Origin of the sequence: Mesorhizobium sp. M8A.F.Ca.ET.207.01.1.1 (assembly GCF_004794715.1) — a bacterium.
Lineage (GTDB): Bacteria > Pseudomonadota > Alphaproteobacteria > Rhizobiales > Rhizobiaceae > Mesorhizobium.
Window position 1 is genome coordinate 68,961 of the sequence record NZ_SRUS01000010.1, and the last position, 21,346, is coordinate 90,306.

At 64.6% G+C, this 21,346-nt stretch carries 18 protein-coding genes; 1 reads left to right on the forward strand and 17 read right to left on the reverse strand.

The window, feature by feature from the left end:
* Nucleotides 1-6: 6 nt before the first annotated feature.
* The 4 genes from EN850_RS26050 to EN850_RS26065 all read right to left on the reverse strand — a co-directional run bounded on the left by EN850_RS26050 (nt 7) and on the right by EN850_RS26065 (nt 5,615).
* Nucleotides 7-2,082: an ABC transporter ATP-binding protein gene (locus tag EN850_RS26050; RefSeq protein ID WP_136092567.1), complete on the reverse strand. Its 2,076-nt coding sequence runs from the start codon at nt 2,080-2,082 to the stop codon at nt 7-9.
* Nucleotides 2,079-2,978: an oligopeptide ABC transporter permease gene (gene opp4C / locus EN850_RS26055; RefSeq protein WP_136092568.1), complete on the reverse strand. Its 900-nt coding sequence runs from the start codon at nt 2,976-2,978 to the stop codon at nt 2,079-2,081. Before opp4C ends, EN850_RS26050 begins: the two co-directional genes overlap by 4 nt.
* Nucleotides 2,971-3,927 carry an ABC transporter permease gene (locus EN850_RS26060; RefSeq protein WP_127275910.1) on the reverse strand — a complete coding sequence of 319 codons (957 nt, stop codon included), beginning with the start codon at nt 3,925-3,927 and terminating at the stop codon, nt 2,971-2,973. Before EN850_RS26060 ends, opp4C begins: the two co-directional genes overlap by 8 nt.
* 86 nt (nt 3,928-4,013) lie before the next feature.
* Nucleotides 4,014-5,615 carry an ABC transporter substrate-binding protein gene (locus EN850_RS26065; protein ID WP_189591228.1) on the reverse strand — a complete coding sequence of 534 codons (1,602 nt, stop codon included), beginning with the start codon at nt 5,613-5,615 and terminating at the stop codon, nt 4,014-4,016.
* Between the two features lie 219 nt (nt 5,616-5,834).
* Between EN850_RS26065 and nanR the strand changes: the two genes are divergently transcribed.
* On the forward strand, nt 5,835-6,536 hold the full coding sequence (nanR, locus tag EN850_RS26070) for a transcriptional regulator NanR (protein ID WP_281407298.1): 702 nt from the start codon (nt 5,835-5,837) through the stop codon (nt 6,534-6,536).
* A gap of 50 nt (nt 6,537-6,586) precedes the next feature.
* Here nanR and EN850_RS26075 read toward each other — a convergent pair whose 3' ends face one another.
* The 13 genes from EN850_RS26075 to EN850_RS26135 all read right to left on the reverse strand — a co-directional run bounded on the left by EN850_RS26075 (nt 6,587) and on the right by EN850_RS26135 (nt 21,259).
* Complete coding sequence (locus EN850_RS26075) at nt 6,587-7,933, reverse strand: FAD-binding oxidoreductase (RefSeq protein WP_136092571.1); 1,347 nt, start codon at nt 7,931-7,933, stop codon at nt 6,587-6,589.
* 237 nt (nt 7,934-8,170) lie between these two features.
* Nucleotides 8,171-9,016, reverse strand: a complete 846-nt coding sequence (locus tag EN850_RS26080; RefSeq protein WP_136092572.1) for an SMP-30/gluconolactonase/LRE family protein — start codon at nt 9,014-9,016, stop codon at nt 8,171-8,173.
* A 3-nt stretch (nt 9,017-9,019) separates the two neighbouring features.
* Entirely contained in the window at nt 9,020-10,813 is a 1,794-nt protein-coding gene (locus EN850_RS26085) for a CoA-transferase (protein ID WP_246689279.1), read from the reverse strand.
* On the reverse strand, nt 10,810-11,826 hold the full coding sequence (locus EN850_RS26090; RefSeq protein ID WP_136092573.1) for a hypothetical protein: 1,017 nt from the start codon (nt 11,824-11,826) through the stop codon (nt 10,810-10,812). Before EN850_RS26090 ends, EN850_RS26085 begins: the two co-directional genes overlap by 4 nt.
* Nucleotides 11,823-12,611, reverse strand: a complete 789-nt coding sequence (locus EN850_RS26095) for an enoyl-CoA hydratase/isomerase family protein (protein ID WP_135930432.1) — start codon at nt 12,609-12,611, stop codon at nt 11,823-11,825. The genes EN850_RS26090 and EN850_RS26095 overlap by 4 nt, the downstream gene beginning before the upstream one ends.
* 2 nt (nt 12,612-12,613) lie before the next feature.
* Nucleotides 12,614-13,819, reverse strand: coding sequence for a CaiB/BaiF CoA-transferase family protein (locus EN850_RS26100; protein ID WP_135861840.1), 1,206 nt, complete (start codon nt 13,817-13,819; stop codon nt 12,614-12,616).
* Nucleotides 13,820-13,837: 18 nt separating this feature from the next.
* On the reverse strand, nt 13,838-14,623 hold the full coding sequence (locus EN850_RS26105; RefSeq protein WP_136092574.1) for an SDR family oxidoreductase: 786 nt from the start codon (nt 14,621-14,623) through the stop codon (nt 13,838-13,840).
* Between the two features lies 1 nt (nt 14,624).
* Nucleotides 14,625-15,620, reverse strand: coding sequence for an ABC transporter permease (locus tag EN850_RS26110; protein ID WP_135861845.1), 996 nt, complete (start codon nt 15,618-15,620; stop codon nt 14,625-14,627).
* A gap of 4 nt (nt 15,621-15,624) precedes the next feature.
* Entirely contained in the window at nt 15,625-17,157 is a 1,533-nt protein-coding gene (locus EN850_RS26115; protein ID WP_136092575.1) for a sugar ABC transporter ATP-binding protein, read from the reverse strand.
* The gene (locus EN850_RS26120) at nt 17,147-18,130 is read right to left on the reverse strand and encodes an ABC transporter permease (protein WP_135920436.1); all 984 of its coding nucleotides are present in this window, start codon (nt 18,128-18,130) and stop codon (nt 17,147-17,149) included. The genes EN850_RS26115 and EN850_RS26120 overlap by 11 nt, the downstream gene beginning before the upstream one ends.
* 76 nt (nt 18,131-18,206) lie before the next feature.
* Entirely contained in the window at nt 18,207-19,238 is a 1,032-nt protein-coding gene (locus EN850_RS26125; protein ID WP_136092576.1) for a sugar ABC transporter substrate-binding protein, read from the reverse strand.
* A 27-nt stretch (nt 19,239-19,265) separates the two neighbouring features.
* Entirely contained in the window at nt 19,266-20,117 is an 852-nt protein-coding gene (locus EN850_RS26130; RefSeq protein ID WP_127278949.1) for an IclR family transcriptional regulator, read from the reverse strand.
* Nucleotides 20,117-21,259: an extracellular solute-binding protein gene (locus EN850_RS26135; protein ID WP_136092577.1), complete on the reverse strand. Its 1,143-nt coding sequence runs from the start codon at nt 21,257-21,259 to the stop codon at nt 20,117-20,119. Before EN850_RS26135 ends, EN850_RS26130 begins: the two co-directional genes overlap by 1 nt.
* Nucleotides 21,260-21,346 lie beyond the last annotated feature (87 nt).

Sequence of the window (21,346 nt, forward strand, 5' to 3'; positions counted from 1 at the left end):
GATTTGTCATAATGTGGCTTCGCCAGCGTGGTGGCAGGCGACGAGATGCTGGCCGGTGCCGGCGGAGCCGAAATCGCGCCGTGCCGGATCGACCTTGGTGCAGATCTCGGTCGCCAGGGGGCAGCGCGGATGGAAATGGCAGCCGGGCGGCGGCTTCGACGGATCGGGCACGCCACCGCCGAGCACGATGCGGCGGCGTGTGCCCCCCGCCTTGGGATCGGGCTCCGGGATCGCCGACAACAGCGCGCGCGTATAGGGATGCAGTGGTGCGCCGAACACCGCTTTCGTGGTGCCGATCTCGACGATGCGGCCGAGATACATCACCGCGACGCGGTCGCTGAGATAGCGGATCATCGACAGATCGTGCCCGACGAACAGATAGGTCAGGCCGAGGCGCGGCTTGAGGTCGTCGAGCAAATTGACGATCTGCGCCTGGATCGAAACGTCGAGCGCCGAGATCGGCTCGTCGGCGATGATGAATTTCGGATTGGCGGCAAGCGCGCGGGCAATGCCGACGCGCTGGCGCTGGCCGCCGGAGAGTTCGAACGGATAGCGGTTGCGCAGCGCTTCCCGGAGACCCACCAGCGCCAGCAATTCGCTGACACGGGCATCGCGCGAGGCGCGGGTGCCGATCTTCTGCGCACGCAACCCTTCGCCGATAATGCGGCCGACGGTCATGCGCGGGTTGAGCGAACCGAACGGGTTCTGGAAAACCATCTGCATGTCGCGGCGGCGCTGCTTCAGCTCCTCGCCTGTCGCGCCCGCATAATTCCTGCCCTCGAAGACAATGCTGCCGGCGCTGGGGCGCTCAAGGCCCAGCACGGCGCGGCCGGTCGTCGATTTGCCGCAGCCGCTTTCGCCGACCAGCGCGAGCGTCTCGCCACGCATCACCTCGAAGCTGACGCCGTCGACGGCATGCACCGCGCCGACCTGCCGCCTGAGCACGCCGCGCCGGATCGGAAAATGCACCTTGAGATCGGTGACGGTGAGCAGCGCTTCCTGCTTCGGTGCCGTAACGGCCGGCTTGTCAGCGGCGCCGGCGCCCGTGCGCGGCCCCCGTTCCACCTCCCGCCAGCGCCAGCAGGCGACGGTGTGATCGGCACCGGCAGCTTCCAGCGGCGGCCTTGCCTGGCGGCAGCGCGCCTCGGCATGGTCGCAGCGCGGCGCGAAGGCGCAGAAGGTCGGCGCCAGCGTGACATTGGGCGGCGCGCCCTTGATCGGCACCAGCCTGGTGTTGGCCGCCGTCAGCGACGGGATCGAGTTCAACAGGCCGATCGTATAGGGATGCTTGGTTGCCGAAAACAAATCGCCGACCGGCGCGCTTTCGACGATCGAGCCGGCATACATCACCGCGACGCGATCGACGAAGCCGGCGACGAGGCTGAGGTCGTGGCTGATCCAGATGATTGCCATGCCGAGCTGCTTCTGCAGGCGCACGACCAACTCGACGATCTGCGCCTGGATGGTGACGTCGAGCGCGGTCGTCGGCTCGTCGGCGATCAGCATCGACGGTTTGCACACCAGCGCCATGGCGATGCCGATGCGCTGCAACTGGCCGCCCGAGAACTGGTGCGGAAAGGCGCGCATGCGCTGCGGCGCGTTGGCGATGCCGACCAGCGCCAGCATGTCGAGAGCCTGGCGTTCGGCCTCGGCGTCGTTCAGGCCCTGGTGCTCGCGCAGCGCCTCGGTCAGTTGCAGGCCGATGGTCAGCACCGGATTCAGCGACGACATCGGATCCTGGAAGATCATGGCGATGTCGCGGCCGCGTATCTGGCGCAGCTCTCTGTCGGGCATGGCCAGGAGATCGCGGCCACGAAACAGAGCCCGGCCCGCGGTGACGCGGCCGGGCGGCTTGCGGATCAGGCCCATCAGCGTCTGCACGGTGACCGATTTACCGGAGCCGCTCTCGCCGACGATCGCCAGCGACTCGCCCTCGGCAAGGTCGAAGGAAACGTCGTTGACGGCATAGACGGAATTGCCGCTCGGGCCAAATTCGACGCTCAGCCCCTGCACCGAAAGCACCGCCTGCCGCCCGATCCCCTTCGAGGTTCTGTCGACGGCAAGCGTGTCGGCGCCGATCATTTGCCACCCATGATGTGCTGCGGGTCGAGCGCATCGCGCAGGCCGTCGCCGACGAAGTTGATGCAGAGCACGGCCATGGCGATCATCGCGCCGGGCGGGATCCACATCCAGGGCTGGCTCTCCAGGATCGACAGTGTGCGGGCGTCGCGCAGCATGTTGCCCCAACTGGCGGCCGGCGCCTGCGCGCCAAGGCCGAGGAAGGAGAGCGAAGCTTCGAGCAGTATGACGGTCGCCACGTCGAGCGTGATCGCCACCAGGATTGGGCTGAGCACATTGGGCAGGATGTGTTCGAGGATGATGACCGGGGGCGAGGTGCCGAGCGAGCGCGCGGCCAGGATGAATTCCTGGTTGCGCAAGGCCAGGATCTCACCACGCGTCAGGCGGGCGATGGAAGGCCAGCTGAGCAGTCCGATCACCACCATGGTGTTGAAGATGCTGGGCCCGACGACCGCGACGAAGGCAATGATGATGACCAGGCGCGGGAAGGTCAGCACCATGTCGATCAGGCCCATCAGCAGGAGGTCCACCTTGCCGCCGAAATAGCCGGCGACGCAACCGATGAAGATGCCGATCGCCGCCGAGATCGCCACGGCGACGAAGCCGACCGTCAGCGATATGCGGCCGCCATAGAGGATGCGGGCGAAGATGTCGCGGCCGGTGCCGTCCGTGCCCAGCCAGTGCATGCCGCCAGGCGGCTGGTTGCGACCCCTGAGATCGATTTCGTTGGGGCCGTAATGGGCGATCAGCGGCGCCAGCACGCAGGCGAGCACGATAATGGCGAGCATGATCAGGCCGAGCGTTGCCAGGCGGTGGTTGAGGAAGCGGCGCGCCGCCTCGCCCCACAGGCCGCGCGATGCGCCGGCGGCGATCGTCATGTCGAGGGCGGCGTCAGTCATAGCTCACCCTGGGGTCGAGCACGCTGTAGGCGAGGTCGGTGCCGAGATTGGCCAGCATGACGATGATGGCGGTGATCAGCACGTAGCCCATGATCACGGGACTATCCCTGTTCACCACGGAATCGATGAACATCAGGCCGATGCCTGGCCACTGGAAAATGGTCTCGATCACCACCGAGCCGCCGAACAGCGTCGGCAGCGCCAGGCCGAAGACGGTAACCAGCGGGATCAGCGCGTTGCGCAGGCCGTGGCGCAACGTGATGGTGCGGGGCTTGAGGCCCTTGGCCTTGGCGGTGCGCATATAGCTCTGGTTCAGCACTTCGAGCATGCCGGCGCGGGCATAGCGCATGAAGATCGCGGCACGGAACAACGCAAGTGCGGCTGCGGGCAGGACGAGGTGCCTGAGATTGTCGAGGAGCGAGAAGTTTTCACCAGCCGTGGAAATGCCCGACGACGGCAGCCAGCGCAGCTCCAGGGCAAAGACGTAGACGAGCAGCAGTCCCATGAAGAAGTCCGGGATCGAGACGCCGACAAAGCCGGCAAGCGTCAGCGAATAGTCGGTGAGCTTGTATTGCCTGAGCGCCGAGATCACGCCCAGCGTGGTGCCGATGACGAAAGCAACGAGCAGTGCGACGCCCATCAGTTCCAGCGTCATCGGCAACCGCTCGACGATGATGTCGCCGACACTGCGGCCATTGACGAAGGAGCGGCCGAGATTGCCGTGCAGGATCTGGCCGATCCAGTGGAGGTACTGGATGTAGACCGGCTGGTCGAGGCCGAGTTCGCCGCGCCGCATGGCAATCAGTTCCTCGCTCGACGGCGCCTCCGCCGTGATCATCGCCAGCACCGCGTCACCCGGCATGGCATGCGCGATGGCGAAGACGATCACGGTGACGCCGAACAGCACCGGGATGCTGAGCAAGAGTTTGCGCAGGAGATAGCTGAGCACCGGCCTCTCCTATGGCTGAAGGCGGTTCTGAGACAACGGATCGTGAGGCTCGGGCAGAGCCCCACGACCGGCAAGGCTATCCGCGGCTATTTCGCCACCTCCCATTTCTCGACTTCGTTGTAGACGGGGTGGTTGAAGATCACGAGCGGCTGTTGCTTGAAGTGCTGGGCGAGGCCGACGATGCGGTTGTTGAAGGCGAGCGGCCGCACCTCGTTCCAAAGCCAGGCCTTGGGCAGGTCCTGGTTGAGGATGCGCGAGGCCTCCTGATAACTCGCGGCGCGTGTGGTGCGGTCGTTTGACTCCAGACCCTTGTTGAACAGCTCATCGACCTTGGGGTTGCAGTAGCCCATGGCGAGCGGCTTGGCGCCGCAGACCACCAGGGGCGAGCCGAGCGAGGGGTCGAGCCCCATGCCTTGCGCGAAGAAGCCCATCTGGAAGCTGCCGTCGGCATAGACCTGGTTGATCGCCGCCGGATCGAGCAGGCGCGGCTGGATGTTGACGCCGACGGCGGCCAGATAACTCTGGATGGCGGTGACGGTGTCGACGTTCATCTGGTCGGAATAGTAGTAGATGAAATCGACCGGCTGGCTCGCATCCCAGCCCGCGTCGGTAAGCAACTGCTTGGCCTTGTCGGGATTGTAGTCGTAGGGTTCGAGGTCCTTGGCGCGCGCCCAATCCTGCGGGAACAGCGTGTTCAACAGTTCGCCGGCGCCCTGCTTGACGGTGTCGATGATCGCCTTGCGGTCGATGGCATAGAGCATCGCCTGGCGCACGCGCACATCAGCGAAGCGCTTGTTCTCCAGATTGAACTGCAGATAGGTCGGCAAGCCGGCGGAGAATTTCGGCAGCACCGTCAGATAGTCGAGCTTCTGCAGGCGGGGCAGTTCGGAGATCGGCACGCCGCCGCCCTCATAGGACATGGCGTCGACCTCCTGCGTCTCGAGCGCGGCGATAATCGGCGGCACGTCCTTGTAGATCTGGTAGATGATGCGGTCGAGCTTGGGCGCGCCGAGGAAATAGTCGGGATTGCGGTCGACCTCGACATACTGGTCGCTCTCATACTTCTTCCAGATAAACGGGCCGGTGCCGACCCGATTGACCCAGAACGCATTGCCCTTGACGTCGGCGGGCGCGACCTTGCCCAGGATGTGCTCGGGAAAGATGCTGATGGCGATGAGCTGCAGCTCGACCCAGAGCGGCTTGGCGCTGTCGAGTTCGATCTGCACGGTCGCGTCGTCCAACGCCTTCACCCCGGCAAGCGAGGTGGCCGAGCCATCCTGGAAGGCCTTGTATCCGGCCACGGCGGAAAGCTTCTGCGCCCAGGGCGAACCGACCTTCGGATTGGCGTAGAGATTGAGGCTGAACACCACGTCCTTGGCGGTGAAAGGCGTGCCGTCATGCCATTTGACACCATGGCGCAGGTTAAAGACATAGGTCTTGCCGCCGTCCGCCGTCTTCCAGCTCTCGGCCAGCATCGGCTGCACGCCGTCGCCCGTCCATTTGATGTGGACGAGGCCCTGCAGCACGGTCTCGTCGAGCCGATGGCCGCAGGTGGTGTGCAGCGTGCCCATCTCGATGCAGCCGGTACGCATGGCGGAGCGGAACGTGCCGCCTCCTTCGGCCTTCACGGCACCCGCAGCAAGCATGAGCGCCAGCGCCGGCAAAAGGCTGATCAGAAATCGTCTCATGGAATTCTCCTCCCTTGGGTTGTCTCGGCCGGTCGTGGCTGACGTCTGAGCGCGCTTTCTCGCGGTCGTTTGGTCGCGGTTGGGCGTCCGGTCGCTCATTGCAAGCAGCGACCTCCTCCTACCCTTCGGTCGCGCCAAGCCCCAGCGATCCACAACTCCTTGCTCTGTGCTCGCTTGCGGTGATTGGTCTAATAGCTTAAAAGGTACACCATGCACAATATGCCGGTTCGAAAAAAATTGTCCGACGAAGTCCGTCTCCGCCTGGAGGCGATGATCCGGGACGAGATCTATCCGGTCGGCGCTTCGCTGCCGTCCGAGCGCGAGTTGATGTCGATGTTCGATGTCGGGCGCCCCTCGGTGCGCGAGGCGTTGTTTGCGCTGGAAAAGATGGGCCTCGTGCGCATCAACAGCGGCGAGCGGCCCAAGGTGACGCGACCGACGCCGAAGAACATGCTGGAGCAGCTGACGGGCACCGCGCATCTTTTGATGGACCAGCCGGATGGCATCGGTCATTTCGAGCAGTTGCGGCTGTTTCTCGAAGTCTCGATCGCGCGCCATGCCGCGGAGGTGGCGACACGTTCACAGATCGACGCGCTGGCGGCGGCGCTTGCCGAAAATGAACGCGCCATTTCACGCGCCCGCGCTTTCGCCCTCACCGACGTCGCCTTTCACCGCGTGCTGACCGCGATCCCCGGCAATCCGATTTTTCTCGCCGCGCACGAGGCGCTGGTGGAATGGCTGATCAACCAGCGCATCCACATGGCCAATACCGAGCTCGAAAACCGCATCAGCTTCGCCGGGCACAAAAACGTGTTCGAAGCTATCGAACGGCACGATCCCGAAGCCGCTGGCCAAGCGATGCGGGAGCATCTGGAAAACGCCCGGCGCAAGTTCAATCCGGGCCAGTCGAAACCCGACTAATAGAAAGATCGCGGCTATCTACGCCGCGTGAAACGTCGGGGCCATCTCGTCTAGAGCGATGGCCCCATCAGGATACGGCTGCCGTCGCTGAACCGGGATAGACGGAACCTGTGAAGGTTGTGTCCAGCCTCGTTGCCCTGGATCAAGTCGGACAGGACGCGGCCCATGCCGGGCCCTATGCCGAAGCCATGGCCACTCATCCCGGTCGCGATGACGAGACCCGGAACCGCTGCGGCGCGATCGACCACCGGCACGACATCCGGCATCGCATCGATCATGCCGGCCCAGCTTGCCCTGAGCGGCACCGCCTCGAATTGTGGGAAGAGCTCCTTGAACCCACGATCGATGGCGTGAAGCGCCCTGGGCTCCGGCACAGGATTGAGAACGCGCATCCGTTCGAACGGGCTTTGCTTGTCGGCATCCCATTTGCGCGGGGTAGACCAGCTGTCGGGATATGCACGAGGCGCCGCCGGCAGGTAGCGCGTACCGAAAGGGTTCGCCTTCAGGGCGGGCAGATATTTCGGTGCGTGACGCAATGCATCCGGCCCGACATAGAGCAGGTGGCTGCCTCCCGCCGCCAGCGTGTATCCACCGTCCTTTCTACGCCGGAAGGCGATGCGTTCGTCCGCGGCGGCGCCAGCATGGATTTCCGGCATCGGCGCGGTCGCCGCGACGGTCGTGCGGACACTGAGCTGCGGGATCGAGACGCCATGCGCGCGCAGGAACAGCGACGTCCAGGCACCGCTGGCGACAAGCACGTTCGACGTGGCGATGCGGCCTTTTTCGGTCCAGACCCCGCTGATACGCCCCGCGGAGATATCGAGCATGCGTGCCGCACAGTTCTCGATGATGGTGACACCCTGGCGAGCGGCCAGGCGGGCAAGGGACGGCACGGCGACCCAGGGCTCGGCGCGCATGTCCGACGGCGTGGTCATGGCACCCTTGAAGGAGCGAGACATGGCTGGGATCAGCTTGGCGGTCTCGCCCTGGTCGAGGAGACGCGTGTCGACGCCATGGGCCTCTGCGACCTTCAGGAACTTGGCGAAATCAGCCATTTCCTTGTCGGTGCGCGCAAGATAGGTCACGCCGGTCTGCGTGAGGCCTATGTCCTCGCCGCACTCCTCGGCCAGTTGGCGCCAGAGACGCTGCGCTTCGATGACGATGGGCAGTTCGTCCGCGTCGCGGCCCTGCTGGCGGATCCAGCCCCAATTGCGCGAGGACTGCTCCGCGGCGATGCGCCCCTTCTCCAGCAAAGTCACCGGTATGTTGCGCCGGGCCAGGAACAAGGCCGCGGTCACGCCGATGATGCCACCGCCGACAATGACCACATCCGACGTCTTCGGCAGCGGCGCCTGAAACTGGACCGGACTGGCCTCGGTGAAAGGGAAGATCGTCAAAGGATTATCCTTGTTCATAAGCGTGGCCCGACGCCGATGGCTGGGCATGGTGGCGCGAAAGTCGCAAGCCAAGCACGACGTGCGTCAACGAGCACTACACGACCGGTCTCGAAAATTTGCATGCCAGCTCGATGAAAGTGTTGACCACCCGTCGAGGCCGCTTCTCGTCGCCGCGGCCAGGCTTCGAGAACTGAGCCGCGGCCGCCAGTCCATGCCGTGGCGAAATTGAATGATGGTTCAGCTTTCCAGCTCTCGAAGCGCCGTCAGATCGATCTCGGTGATGTGCCAGCGGCCGAGATTCGCCGTGTAGAGTTTGTTGCCCTTGAAGGCGATGTTGGTGGGATGCGCCAGTGTGGTGGCCGCCGGGTCCTCGATCAGCACTTCGAGGCCTCGGTCCGGCCGCCAGCGATAGATGCGGCTTGGCTCGTAGCACGAGATGAACAGCGCGCCGTCAGACGCGAAGGCGAGCCCATCGGGAACATTGTGCACGCCTTCGACGACGACTTTTCGCGGCCCTGCCGCGCCGTCGGCGAGGATCGGCACATGGCTGATGCAGGGCGCGTCGCTCTCCACGACATAGAGGCCGTTGCCATCAGGCGCCATGGCCATGCCGTTGGCGAAGGACATCGCCTCCCGGCACCACAGGCCACCCTCGCCGGTCTTGAGGTCGTAGCGGAAGATGCCCGAACGACTGTCTTCGCCGACGCTGTCCGACACGTAGAGCCAGCCCCTGGCCTCATCGACGATTGGATAGTTAGGCACACGGATGCCGGACGACGCGAAGCGCTCCATGCGACTTGTCGCGGCGTCCCGGCGGAAGATCGCGGCATGCCTGAGATCGCAGGCAAAGCAGTTGCCCGCGCTATCGAAGGCGATGCCGAGCAGAAAGCCATCCGTGCCGCCCATGCGCTCGACCGAACCGCCGTCGGCGGCCAGCCGCAGGAGGTCACCTGTCTCGGTGCCGCACCAGATCGAGCCATCCCGGTGGACCGCCACGCCCTCAGGATGCGCGACGCGCGGGCTGGTGAAGATGCCGTCGAAGAAGACGCGCGCGGCCGACATGTCGAGCAACGGCTTTGGCATGGATTAGCTCCTTGCGGTGAACAACCTCTGCTGTGCAGCTATGCAGCGCTCGACCATGACGCGGTCCGCGGCGAGGATTTCCGCGATCAGCGCGCCGCGCTCCTTGGCACTGACGAATTCCAGGCGGCGCAAGCCGAGCGGATCGATGCGATTGCGCAGGACGGCGAGCGTATCGCTGGAAGGCAGCGGGACCTCGCGGCAATCGGCATCGAAGGTCACCGCAAATCCGGTGGCGTCGCGGATCTGCGGCTGCGTGGTACCAGGCATTGTCTCGATGACGATCAATTCCCGGGATATCTGGTCGAGCCGGAAGATGCAGAGGTCGGTGAAGACCAGCGCCTTGCCGGTGCGATAGCCCATCGGCTCGCGCTCGGCCGGCGTCAGCAGCCCGCGTGCGGAACTGGCGATCTCGACCCCCTCGACCAGCGACTGGGCCGAATGGCGGGGAACGTAGAGCAAATAGTCGCGATGCATGTTGGCGACATCGGCCATGCCGCCCTGCCCCGGCAGCCGGATCAGTCCGCCGCTTGGCTTGCGCAGCGCGATGGTGTTGACGCGGCCGCGCCGGTCGACCTGGGCTGCGCCGACGATCTCATGCGTCACGGCACCGGCCTGGTAGTAGGTTGAATAAGTATCGTCGCCGCCTGCATGCGCCGCCGCCGTCTCGCAATCAAGGCTTTCGATCAGCGACAGGATCATCGGGCTCGGCGCGATGTCGAGATGGCCGCAACTCATCGTCGCGATGATCATGTCCGGCGCGTGCGTTGCCTTGGCCAGCCGGTAGGCGACATTGGCGAGCGGCGAGACGGCGCCGGCACTGGCGAAGCTTTCATTGTCGAGTTCGGCCGCGATTCTTGCGGCGATGATCTCGTCGACGGATGCTTTCCTGTCGCCATGCACGAGACCAGGCATCGCGAGGACAGTCTCGGCGCTGACTTTCGCAGCTTGTTGGAGCGGCTCCGGCACGCCTTCCGGAGGCATGCGCAGATTGTCCGCCAGGGCTGCGTCCTTGGCCGCGAACGCCTCCGACAATGCCGGATAGTCCGTGACGTAGAATGGCAGGCAGGATGCCGGATGAGCGCCGCCCGGCGCCAGCGCTATGGCCGAGACCTGATTGCGGGTGAGGATGTTCTGGCGGCCGTCCTGCCGCAGCGCCCCGACCGGAACAATTTCCTCGACCGTGACCAGCACCTTGCGGGCAGCGCCGGCCATGGCGAAGTCCAAGGCACGCGGGCCGATGATCTGCACATTGCCGCTTTCGTCGGCGCGCTGGGCCTGGACGACGAATGTATCGAGCCGCAGCGGCGGGATAAATCCGGTATCTGTTCCGGTCACCGGATCAGGCTTGGCGCTCGCGCCCGGCACGCGCGCCAGCATGTCCGATCCCAGTGGCAGTTGGAACGGCATCGACGGCAGGTTCTGCTGCGCCGCCCGCAGCGCCTGGATCATGGCGAGTGCCGTCCAGTCGCGAACAGGGATTGCGCCGGCCTCGGCAGCCGCGCGGAACCTCGGCGGCAACCCAAATATGTCGAGACTGGAAAAACAGAGATCGATTTTCGCAACGGCATTTGCTTCGAGCAGCAGTTCAAGCGGCAAGCCGCCAGCCCAGCAGACGTAGTGCAAGTCCTTGACGCCGGAACGCGCGACAGCGCGCAGCAAGGCGATCGGCAGCCGGGCGAAATGGTGGCCGCCGACGCCAAGCGAGTCGCCATGGCCGACCATCGCGGCCAATCCCTCGATATTGGTGAAGCGCGGCCGGTTCGGCTTGACCAGGGACGTCTCGGAACTGTTCCTCACAGCGCGGATGCCTCGATGCGGTAGCGGGTCACGAACGGGTTTTCGGGCGAGAATTCCAGCGCCGTCGCAATGCCGGATTGCGCGATCGGATTGTCGGCCAGGGCGGTTGCCGGGCCGAGGCCGAAGGGCGAGCACATCGGCTCGATGCCGATGGCGACATGACGCCCATTCCAAGGGGCGGCCTTGCGGCCGCGATTGGAGTACCACAGCAGGAGGCTCGGGAAATGCGCCTTTTGCCAGGAGAGTTTTACGCGATAGCCCTCCGCGTGGTTGGCAAGCGCCGCGGTGCCGCCGAGCCCTTCGATCTGCAGCAATTCCTCGGTATCGGCGGTGAGCGGTAATCGCGAGGCGTCGGCCATCCCGCCGGCGCGCGCCGGCACGCTGGTCAAGTCGGCGAAGGATTTGCCGCGGGCGAACAGTTCCGCGCCGGGTTCGACGTCATGCGGGTAAGTGCGGCCTTCATAGAAGCGGCCGAGCTCCAGCGTCGCGGCGCCTGTCTCGAACGGCAGCCGGAAAACCGGATGCAGGCCGATCGGCAGGCGGCAGGCACGGCGGACGACGATCCTGAACTCGATGTCGATGGCCGGCGCCGACGGATCGGGCCGCACCGTCCTTTCGACGCGTTCGACCGGACTTGCCTGGGGATAGGCAAGCGACATCGACAATGACCCACTGCCGCTAGCCTGCCATGTCCACTCATGGTTGGAGCCGTGGCCATGGACCTCCTCCTCCGGTTCCGGCGAACCCATCACGCGCGCCCAGTTCCCGGGCCATCCCTCGGCAGGCACCGAATAACCGAAGGGCACGCAGGGCCATTCGCCGCGCAGTTTGCGCAGGATGCCTGGCAGCGCCTCCGTGCCGGGTTCGTTCGACCACGGCGCGATGTGCATCGGCGAGACCTGCCTGCCGTCTTGCAGAATGAAAGTAACCGGCGCCAGCATGGCGCCGAGCCGCTGCACGGTCAGCGCGCCGTAGGCCCAACCTAGTCCGCGATAGTCGTCGCCGCCCTTCACGGCCCGGCCTTCTTCACCTTCGCAATACTCCTCTCGGCGAACTCCCTGACGCGCCGCTGGCCGATCTCGCCGCGGTAGAGGTCGCCTAATATGTCGCGCTCCATGGCGAGACCGGCGGCCAGATCGCCCGCCACGGCGTGCGCCGTCAGCGTCTTCAACCCTTCGATCGCGGCGGCGGGTTCGGCGGCGATCATCCCGGCCAGTTCCAGCGCGCGCGGCATCAAACTGTCGACGTCGACGATTTCGTTGACCAGGCCGGCATTGACGAATTCGGAGGCCGGCACGATGGCGCCGGTCATCAGCAGAAAATTGGCGCGGTTGCGGCCGAGCTTGGCGACGCTGCGCTGCGTGCCGCCGCCGCCGGGGATCAGCCCGAGCTTGATCTCCGGCAGGCCGAGCTTGGCGAACTGGTTGGCGATGACGATGTCGCAGCACAGCACCAGTTCCATGCCGCCGCCCAGCGCAAAGCCGTTGACCGCCGCGATCACCGGCTTTGCATTGTTCTCGATCGCCGCGTACATGCGCGTGCCGGCGGCCTGGAAAATGTCGAACTCCGGGCCGGTCTGCGCGGCATATTCCTTGATGTCGGCGCCGGCCATGAAGCCGCGCCCCTCGCCGGTCACCACGATCGCACCGACGCCCTCGTCGCCGGACAGCGCCTCGAAGGCTTCGGTGATCTCACCTTGCATCAGCCGGTTCATGGCGTTGAGCTGGTCGGCCCGGCGGAAAGTGACGACCGCGACGCGGCTTGATATTTCAACCGTGAGTGTCTGGTAGGCGCGCATCGTCAGGCCGCATCCACGGTCATGTCGCCGGATGCTTCCAGCGCTGCGATCTCATCCTTCGAGAGACCGAACTCGGCCAGGATCTCGCGGCCATGCTGGCCGACCAGCGGCGCGGGCCGCTCGATGGTCGCCGGCGTCTCGCTCATCTTCACCGCCGGTGCCACCACCCGCACCTTGCCGCCGCGCGGATGATCGTAGCTGGTGATCATGCCCATATGCGTGACCTGCGGATCCTCGGCCGCGCGGCGGATGTCCTTCACCTCCGCGCACCAGATGTCGGCTGCCAGCAGCCGCGCCAACAGATCCTGCGTGCCAAACTTTTTGGTCTCGGCATTGACCTTTTCGAACACCTCGTCGCGCTTGTCGAACAGGGTCTTAAGATCGTCGTAGACGGCAAGCTGTGGCGCCCGCAGCACCTCGTACAGCGTCTTGAACGGGCTCATGGCGATCGAGATGTAGCCGCCGTCGCTGGTCTCGTAGATGCCGAACGGCGCCTGCATGCCGGGATGGCCGATGCCGGAATTCGGCCGCACGAAATCCTCGCCGAGATTGAGCACGGCGACATATTCCTGGTTGAGATGCGCCAAAAGACCGGCCAGCAGATTGACCTCGATCTTCTGGCCCTTGCCGGTCTTCTCGCGATAATAGAGCGCCGACAGGATGCCATAGACCATGTTCATGGCGCCGATCTGGTCGGCGAGGCCCGCGCCGGCGGGAACCGGAGCCTGGTCGCCGCGGCCGGTGTTGGCGATCAGCCCTGCCAACCCCTGGATCAGCATGTCCTGACCGGGGCGCTCGACATAGGGTCCCTCCTCGCCATAGCCCGACCCGGAGCAGTAGATGACGCGCGGATTGACAGCCTTGAAGTCCTCATAGCCGTAGCCGAGCTTGGCCAGCACGCCGGGACGGAAATTCTGCACGACGACGTCGGCGCTCTTCGCCATCTCCATGATGATGGCATGTACCTTGCGGCTCTTCAGGTTCAGCGCGATCGAGCGCTTGTTGCGGTTCCAGGCGAGGAAGTTGGGGCTCTCCGAGCCGCCCACCCATTTAGCGAAGAATGTCATGCCACGGAACATGTCGCCGGCGCCGGCGCGCTCGATCTTGATGACATCGGCGCCCATGTCGCCCAGCAGTTGCGTGGCGAACGGCCCCTGCAGCAGATGGCTGAAGTCGAGGATGCGGACGCCTTCGAGGGCCTTGTTCATGTCATGTCTCTTCGTGGTTCAAAGCAGTTCGGGAACGTAGCGCGGGGCGGCGGTCAGGCCGCCATCGACGCGCAGGTCGGTGCCGGTGGTGAAGCCGGCTGCATCGGAGGCGAGATAGACGGCGGCTTCGGCAACCTCGGACGGCTCGCCTATGCGGCCGAGCGGATGCATCTTGACCCAGGCCTTGGCGAGGTTGCCGCCGATCTCCTTGATCAGTTTGTCGTTCATCGGCGTGTTGATGGTGCCCGGCGAGATCGAATTGACGCGGATGTTCATCGGGCCGAACTCGACCGCCATCTGGCGCGTCATCGCCATCACCGCGCCCTTGGCGCCGGCATAGGCGGTCCAGCCATCCAGCCCAATATGGCCCTGGGCCGAGGCCATGTTGATGATCGAGCCTGATTTCTGCGCGATCATGTGCGGCAGCGCGTATTTGCAGCCGCGAAACACGCTGGTCAGGTTGACCGACATCAGCCGGTGCCATTGTTCGTCGGTCATCTCATGCACCGGCATGCCGCCAATGGCGATGGCGGCATTGTTGACCAGAATGTCGAGGTGCCCGGTCTTCTTGACGGCACTGTCGATGAGCCCCGAGATATCGGCTCCCTGCGACACATCGCAATGCACATAATCGGCACGGCGGCCGGCCGCGCGCAGCGCGGCGGCGAAATCCTCGCCTGCCGTATCGGCGATGTCACCGATGAAGACATGCGCGCCTTCGCGCGCCATCGCCTCGGCAATCGCGTGGCCTATGCCGTCGGCCGCACCAGTGATGACGGCGGTTTTTGCTTCGAGACGAGCCATGTCAGCCTCCGTTCGCACGCCGGCGCTTCGCCTCGTCGAAGGCGACCGCGGCGATGATGATCATGCCGGTGATGACCAGCTGCCACTCGGTCGGCAGGCCAAGCCCGCGCAGGCCATTGGACAGAAACTGAAGGATCAGCACGCCAAGCGCCATGCCGGTCAGGCTGCCGATGCCGCCGGCGAGGCTGACCCCGCCGAGCACCGTTGCTGCGACGACCTGGAATTCGAAATTGAGTCCGGCCGTATGCTGCGCCGAGCCGACGCGCGCGGCCAGGATAATTCCGGCAACCGTCGCCAGCAGCGAACTGATGATGAAGCAGATGAACTTCACCCGCCGGACATCATAGCCGGCAAGCCGCGCGACTTCCTGATTGCCGCCGACCGCATAGATCTGCCGCCCGAACGGCCGGTGCTGCATCATGTAGCCGAAGGCGGCGAGCAGGACGATCGCGATGACCGCCGAATACGGGATGATGTTGAACAGGCGGCCATCCGAAAGCGCGATGAAGCTGTCGAGGCTGGCGTTGTCCGGGATCGCGCGCTGGCCGGTGTAGAGATAGACGCCGCCGCGCATGATGAACATCGTGCCCAAGGTCACGATCAGCGAGTTGATGCCGGCATAGGCGGTGAGATAGCCGTTCACCACACCGATGATCAGGCCGAACAGCAGTGCTGCGCTGACGCCGAGCAGCAGCGAGTTGGTGTCGTTCATGATGATGATCAGCGGCAACGCGATGGTCGCGAGCAGCGATCCGATCGAGATATCGACCTCACCGGAGATGAAGACGATGGCGCAGCCGATGCCGGCGGTGAGCGCGAGCGAAGCCTGGCCGAGCACGTTGGTCATGTTGCGCACGGAGAAGAAATTCTCGACCGTGACGGAAAAGAAGACCAGTACCAGGATGAGGCAGACGAACAATGCCAGTTCCTGCCGGGCAAAGAGCCGCGCCAGCAGGGAGGGTTGAGCTTTTGCGGAAGCTATATTGGCAAGGCTCATGGTCTTATCCGATCGCCGCATTGAGGATCTTTTCCTGCGTGGCTTCATCGCGCGACATGATCGCGGTCAGACGGCCCTCGCACATCACGGCGATCCGGTCGGCGAGACCGAGCAGCTCCGGCATTTCCGATGTCATCATGACGACCGCCAGGCCTTCGCCGGCGAGCCGGTCGATCAGCGCGAAGATCTCCGACTTGGCGCCGACATCGATGCCGCGCGTCGGCTCGTCGACGACGATCACCTTCAGGCCGCGCATCAGCCAGCGCGAGATCAGCACCTTCTGCTGATTGCCGCCCGACAGGTTCTTCACCTGCTGGAACAGGCTGGGGGTCTTGATGCGGAAGCGGTCGACATAGTCCTGCACCGCCCGGTGCTCCTTCGCCGTATCGATGAAGCCCATGCGTGCGAAGGCGCCAAGCGAGGCGAGGCTGGCATTCTGGTAGACGGGCAGCTCGCCCATCAGCCCTTCGCTCTTGCGATCCTCGGTGAGCAGGCCGATGCCGAGCCTGACACCGGTGCGCGTGTCATGTGGCGTGAGGCGCTGACCGTCGACGCTGATCGTGCCCGCGGTGATCGGATCATAGCCGACGATCGCCTTGGCGAGTTCGGTGCGGCCCGCGCCCATCAAGCCGAAGAAGCCGAGCACCTCGCCGGCGCGTGCTTCGAAAGACACCTCGTCGAGCTTCCTCGCCGTGCTGAGCTTCTCTACCGACAAGGCAACCTTGCCGCCTGCCGCGCCGCGCTGGCGCGGAAACAGATTGTCGATGCGACGTCCGATCATGTCCTGGATCAGCGTGTCGTTGCTGTGCTCGCCGATCGGTTTGGTCGAGATGTGGCGCCCGTCGCGCAGCACCGTCACCGTGTCGGCGATCTCGAACACCTCGTCGAGCTTGTGGCTGACATAGACCACCGCGATGCCGAGGCTGGCCAGACGGCGGATGACGGTGAACAGCAGCGACACCTCGTTCGGCGTCAGCGAGGAGGTCGGCTCGTCCATCACCACGACGCGGGCCTCATGAGCGAGCGCGCGGGCGATTTCGACCATCTGCTGCTGGCTGACCGGCAGCGAACCCGTGCGCGCAGCCGGATCGACATTGAAACCGATGCGGTTGAACAGGGCGGCTGAATCGGCGCGGATTTTCTTCCAGTCGATCGAGCCCGTCCTGCCGGTCGGGTAGCCCTCGAGGAAGATGTTCTCAGCAACCGTGAATTCGGAGATCAACGCAATCTCCTGGAAGACGACCTTGATGCCCTCTTTCAGGCTGTCGCGCGGCGACTGGATATCGACCTCGCGTCCGCGCATGCGAATGGTACCGGCATCCTTGCCGTAGACGCCGGCCATGATCTTGATCAGCGTCGACTTGCCGGCGCCGTTCTCGCCCATCAGGGCATGGATCTTGCCGGGCTTCAGGGTGAAGTCGACATTGTCGAGCGCCACGACACCCGGGAAGCGCTTGTCGATGCCGCGCAATTCCAGTGCCGGCACATCGGTATCGGTGGCCGCGCCTTCGCCGGGGTGCAGAAAATCAACGGACATTGGCTCTGTTCCGGATGATGTCGAGATAGGTGGCCAGGATGATGACGAAGCCCGGCACCACCATCTGCAGATCCTGGTTCCAGCCGAGGATGATGATGCCGTTGTCGATCACCTTCAGCACCAGCACGCCGAGCAAGGTGCCGAACAGCGAGCCGCGCCCGCCGAGCAGGCTGGTGCCGCCGAGGATGACGGCGGCGATGACGGTCAGTTCGAAACCGCGGCCGGCGGTCGGCTGGCCAGCATTCATCAGCGACGAAAGGATCATGCCGGCAACGCCGACGCACAGGCCGGTGACGACGAAGGCAAACAGCTTGAGGCGTTCGGAACGTACGCCAGACAGGCGCACCGCCTTTTCATTGGCGCCCACCGCGTAGAGGTAGCGGCCGAGCGTGGTGAAGCGCAGCGTGACATAGGCGACCACGAAGATCAGCGCGGCCAGGATGACAGGCACAGGCACAGGCCCGACATAGCCGGCGCCGAGGTCGGTGAAGCTTGCCAGCTGATTGTGGTTCTGCACCGCCTCGCGCGTGAACAGATAGACGCCGCCCTGCAGCATCATCATCGTGCCGATGGTCGCGATCAGCGAGTTCACTCTCAGCCTGGTGACAACCAGGCCGTTGAACAGTCCGACCCCGCCGGCAAAGGCGAGCGCCGCCAGCATGCCGAGCGCCAGGCTGTGGGTGGAATTCAGCACCGCCATGCCGATGCAGCCGACGAAAGCGAGCGAGGCGCCGACCGACAGGTCGACCTCGGCGGTGATGATGAGCATGGTCATGCCCGAGGCAACGACCAGCACCAGCGCGCATTGGCGCAGGATGGCGATGATGTTGGCTTCCGAATAGAATTGCGGCGCCGCGATCGAGATGGCGATGCACAGCGCAGCCAGGATGACGCCCAGCACGAGCTGGCTGCTGCCCAGCAGCTGGCCGCCGATGAAACGCTTCGGTGCGGAGGCGTGTGTAAGCTCGCTCATTTCATTTCAGTCCATTCCAGACCACTTGCCTGACACTGCCCCTCCCCGCGTCAAGGGAAGGGCAGCGTCATCAGGCTTATTGCTTCAGGTCGGCGGAGGTCTTCATGCACTTTGCCGGCGGCTGGAGCGCGTTGACGGCATCCCATTTGATGGTGCGGGTGGTGCCGTCATAGTCATAGTACTTCTTCCAGTCGTCGCCGTTCATCGGCGCCGTCGGGCTGACGATGTGCTCGGGCACTTCCTCGTTGTTGAAGAGCTTGACCGCCGCGTCGATGGCGGTGAACCCTTCCTTTTCCGGGAACATCGCGGCCTCGATGCGGTACGATGGTTCGTTCTGCATGGCGTTGATGAAGGCGAGGCCCTCGCCGCCGGTGCCGACCGTCAACAGGCCGTCTTGCGACTTCCCTGCCGCCTTCCAGGCTTGCAGGCCGCCAAGCGAGGACGAGTCGTTGATGCCGTAGATGATGTTGATGTCGGCATTCTTGGCGAGCGCCGCCGAGGAGACTTCGAGCGCACGGTCGGGGTTGCCGCCGCCGTCGAGGTCGTGGACCATGACCGCATCAGGAATGACGGTCTTCAGCCCGTCCATGAAGCCGTGCGAGCGCAGCACCGTGGCCGACAGCAGCGGCAGGCCGACATTCATCACCTTGGCAGTGCCGCCAAGCTTTTCCTTGGCGTATTTGCCGGCTTCTACCCCGGACATGTAGCCCGTATCGTAGTCGCAGATGGCGACCATCGTGGTCATGCCCTTGACCGGGTTGCCTTCCAGCACCACCGGGACGTTGGCGGCCTTGGCCTGTCGCAACAGCGGCACCACGCCTTCCTCGTTGACCGGGGTGATGATCAGCACGTCGACGCCCTTGGCGATGAAGTCTTCGGCCGCGGCGACCTGCTTGGCGATGTCGAGATTGGCGTCCTGCACCTCGACTTCGATCCCGAGTTCCTTGCCGTGAGCCTTCATGCCCTTGATGACGTTCTGATACCACTCATGGGTGGCGTAGTTGGTGACGTAGCCGATGCGCTTGGGCATGTTCTCGGCATGCGCGGTGGCGGCGCCGAGCGCCAGCATGGCGACTGACGCAAACAGGATTGACTTGGACCAGAGCATTTTCTTCTCCCAGATTTATCGCTTTTGTTAGTCGCTGAACGGGTAGTCCCGCCGTTCCGGGTCGGCACGTAAAGAAGAGGCGGAGTCGGACCAGCCGAGTGCCGCCGATATCTTTTCGGCGGCGGCCTGGGTGCGTTCGAAAACGGCTTCGCGGCCGAACCGCGCCGCCTTTTGCGGCAGCAGCGGAACGGTGAGCGCGGCGATGACGGCACCGGTGTGGTCGCGCACCGGCATCGAGATGTTGGTGCAGCCCTCGACGGCCAGCGAGGCGCGCATCTCGTAGCCGAGCCTCGCGACCTCGTTCAGCCGCGCCTCGATTTCAGCCCGACTGCCCTGACCTTCGCCGGCGGCCACGATGCGCTCGACGATCCGGTCGCGCTCGGCCCGGTTCGAATGGGCAAGCAGCACGGCGCCCGAACTGGTTTCGAGGATCGGGAAATGCGACCCCAGCGCCACCGAGTAACGCATCGGCAGCGGGGAATCGATCTGCAGCACCACCAGCGCGTTTTGTCCTTCGCGCACCACCAAGTGGCAGCTTTGGTCGGCATTGGCGGTCAGTTCGCGCATTGCCGGCAGTGCGCATTCGACCAGCCGGTTTACCGGCGGATGCATATGCGCCAGTTCGAACAGCTTCAGCGACAGACGGAAACGGTCCGACTGGGTGCGGAAGATGTAGCCGCGCTTCTCCAGGAGAAGCAGAATGCGGTAGATCTCGTGGATGGAGCGTCCCAAGCCGGCCGCGATCTCGGTCTGGGTCAGCGTCTCGGCACTCGAGGCCATGAACTCCAGAACGTCGAGCGCCTTGTCCACCGCCGGTACGCGATAGCCGTTGCGGCCGGCTTCGCCGTCGTCGAGTGTATCGGCAACGCTGGCGGCCATCACGCAATGCTCCCTTCCGGTTGCCTGGTTTCGCGGTAGAGGCGATTGACGAGGTCAGTAAGGTCGGCCGCCGATACCTCGCCGGCGATGGCGGCCGCCGCATACGGCGCGCATTCGCGGAAGAAGGCGATGAAGCCCGGATGCGTCGGACGCAGATAGGACGACGTGATCGTCCGAAGCGTGGCGCTGAAGAAACCGCCTGAAAGCGCGTTGACCTCAGCGTCTTTCCAGGCGGCGAGCGATCCCGGCTGTCCGCCCGCCTTCACATAATCGCCGCGCTGGTAGTCGGGCGAACACAGGAAGAGCGCATAGTCGGTCGCCGCCTGCTTGTGTTTCGACTGGGCGCTGACGCCGATGCCGGCGCCGCCGAGCAAGGCGCCGGCGGAGCCCGGGGTCGGCACGTCGGCAAAGCGCAGATATGGCCCGTCGGTTTTCGCCGTGTAATTCACATAGCCGAAGGCGAACGGCACATAGACCACGTCGTCATGCGCGATCATGTGGTCATAGCAGCGGATCGGGTTCCATTTCGACGAGTCCGGATGCGAAAGCGCTGCCAGCTCCCGCAACTGCGCGATGGCCTGCTCGACCCTTTGCCTGGCGATGAATTGCTCACCGGCCTCCTGCGGACGGCCGAGCGTCAGAAGCATGCACATGGCATCCGTCGGGACCGAGGGCAGACCGAGCCATTTGCCGTCCTTGCGCGCAAGCCGGCCGAGTTCCAGCACCTCGTCATGCATGCGCGGCACCGGCCCGTAGCGCTCCAGCAAGTCAGGACGATAGGAGGCGACCTGGCAGGCGGCATCGATCGGCAATGCCCATTGTCGTCCGTTCCTTTCGTAGGAGCGCCATGATGCGCCGACCGAATCCTGCTCGAAGAAGCGCATCTGCTCCGCCGACAGACACGCGTCGAACGGCACCATCAATTCATCCTGCGCGATGTCGCCGATGAAGGGATGGTCGAAAACGACGAGGTCGTAGGTGCCGAGCACCGGACCGAGCGCGCCCTCGCCGAATTCATACAGGCTGCGGCGGTCCCATTCGATTTCGAGGCCGGGATTGCCAGCGCAATAGGGCGCGACGCTGGCGTCCAGCGGACCCCAGCAACGTCGATGATCCCACGCAAGACCGCGCAGCCTTGTCATTTCAGGCAATTCCTCCCTGGAGCCGGGCATGACTGCCCGGCCCGCCGATTAGTAGCAGGTATTTTCACATAGACAAGTAACTTTTAC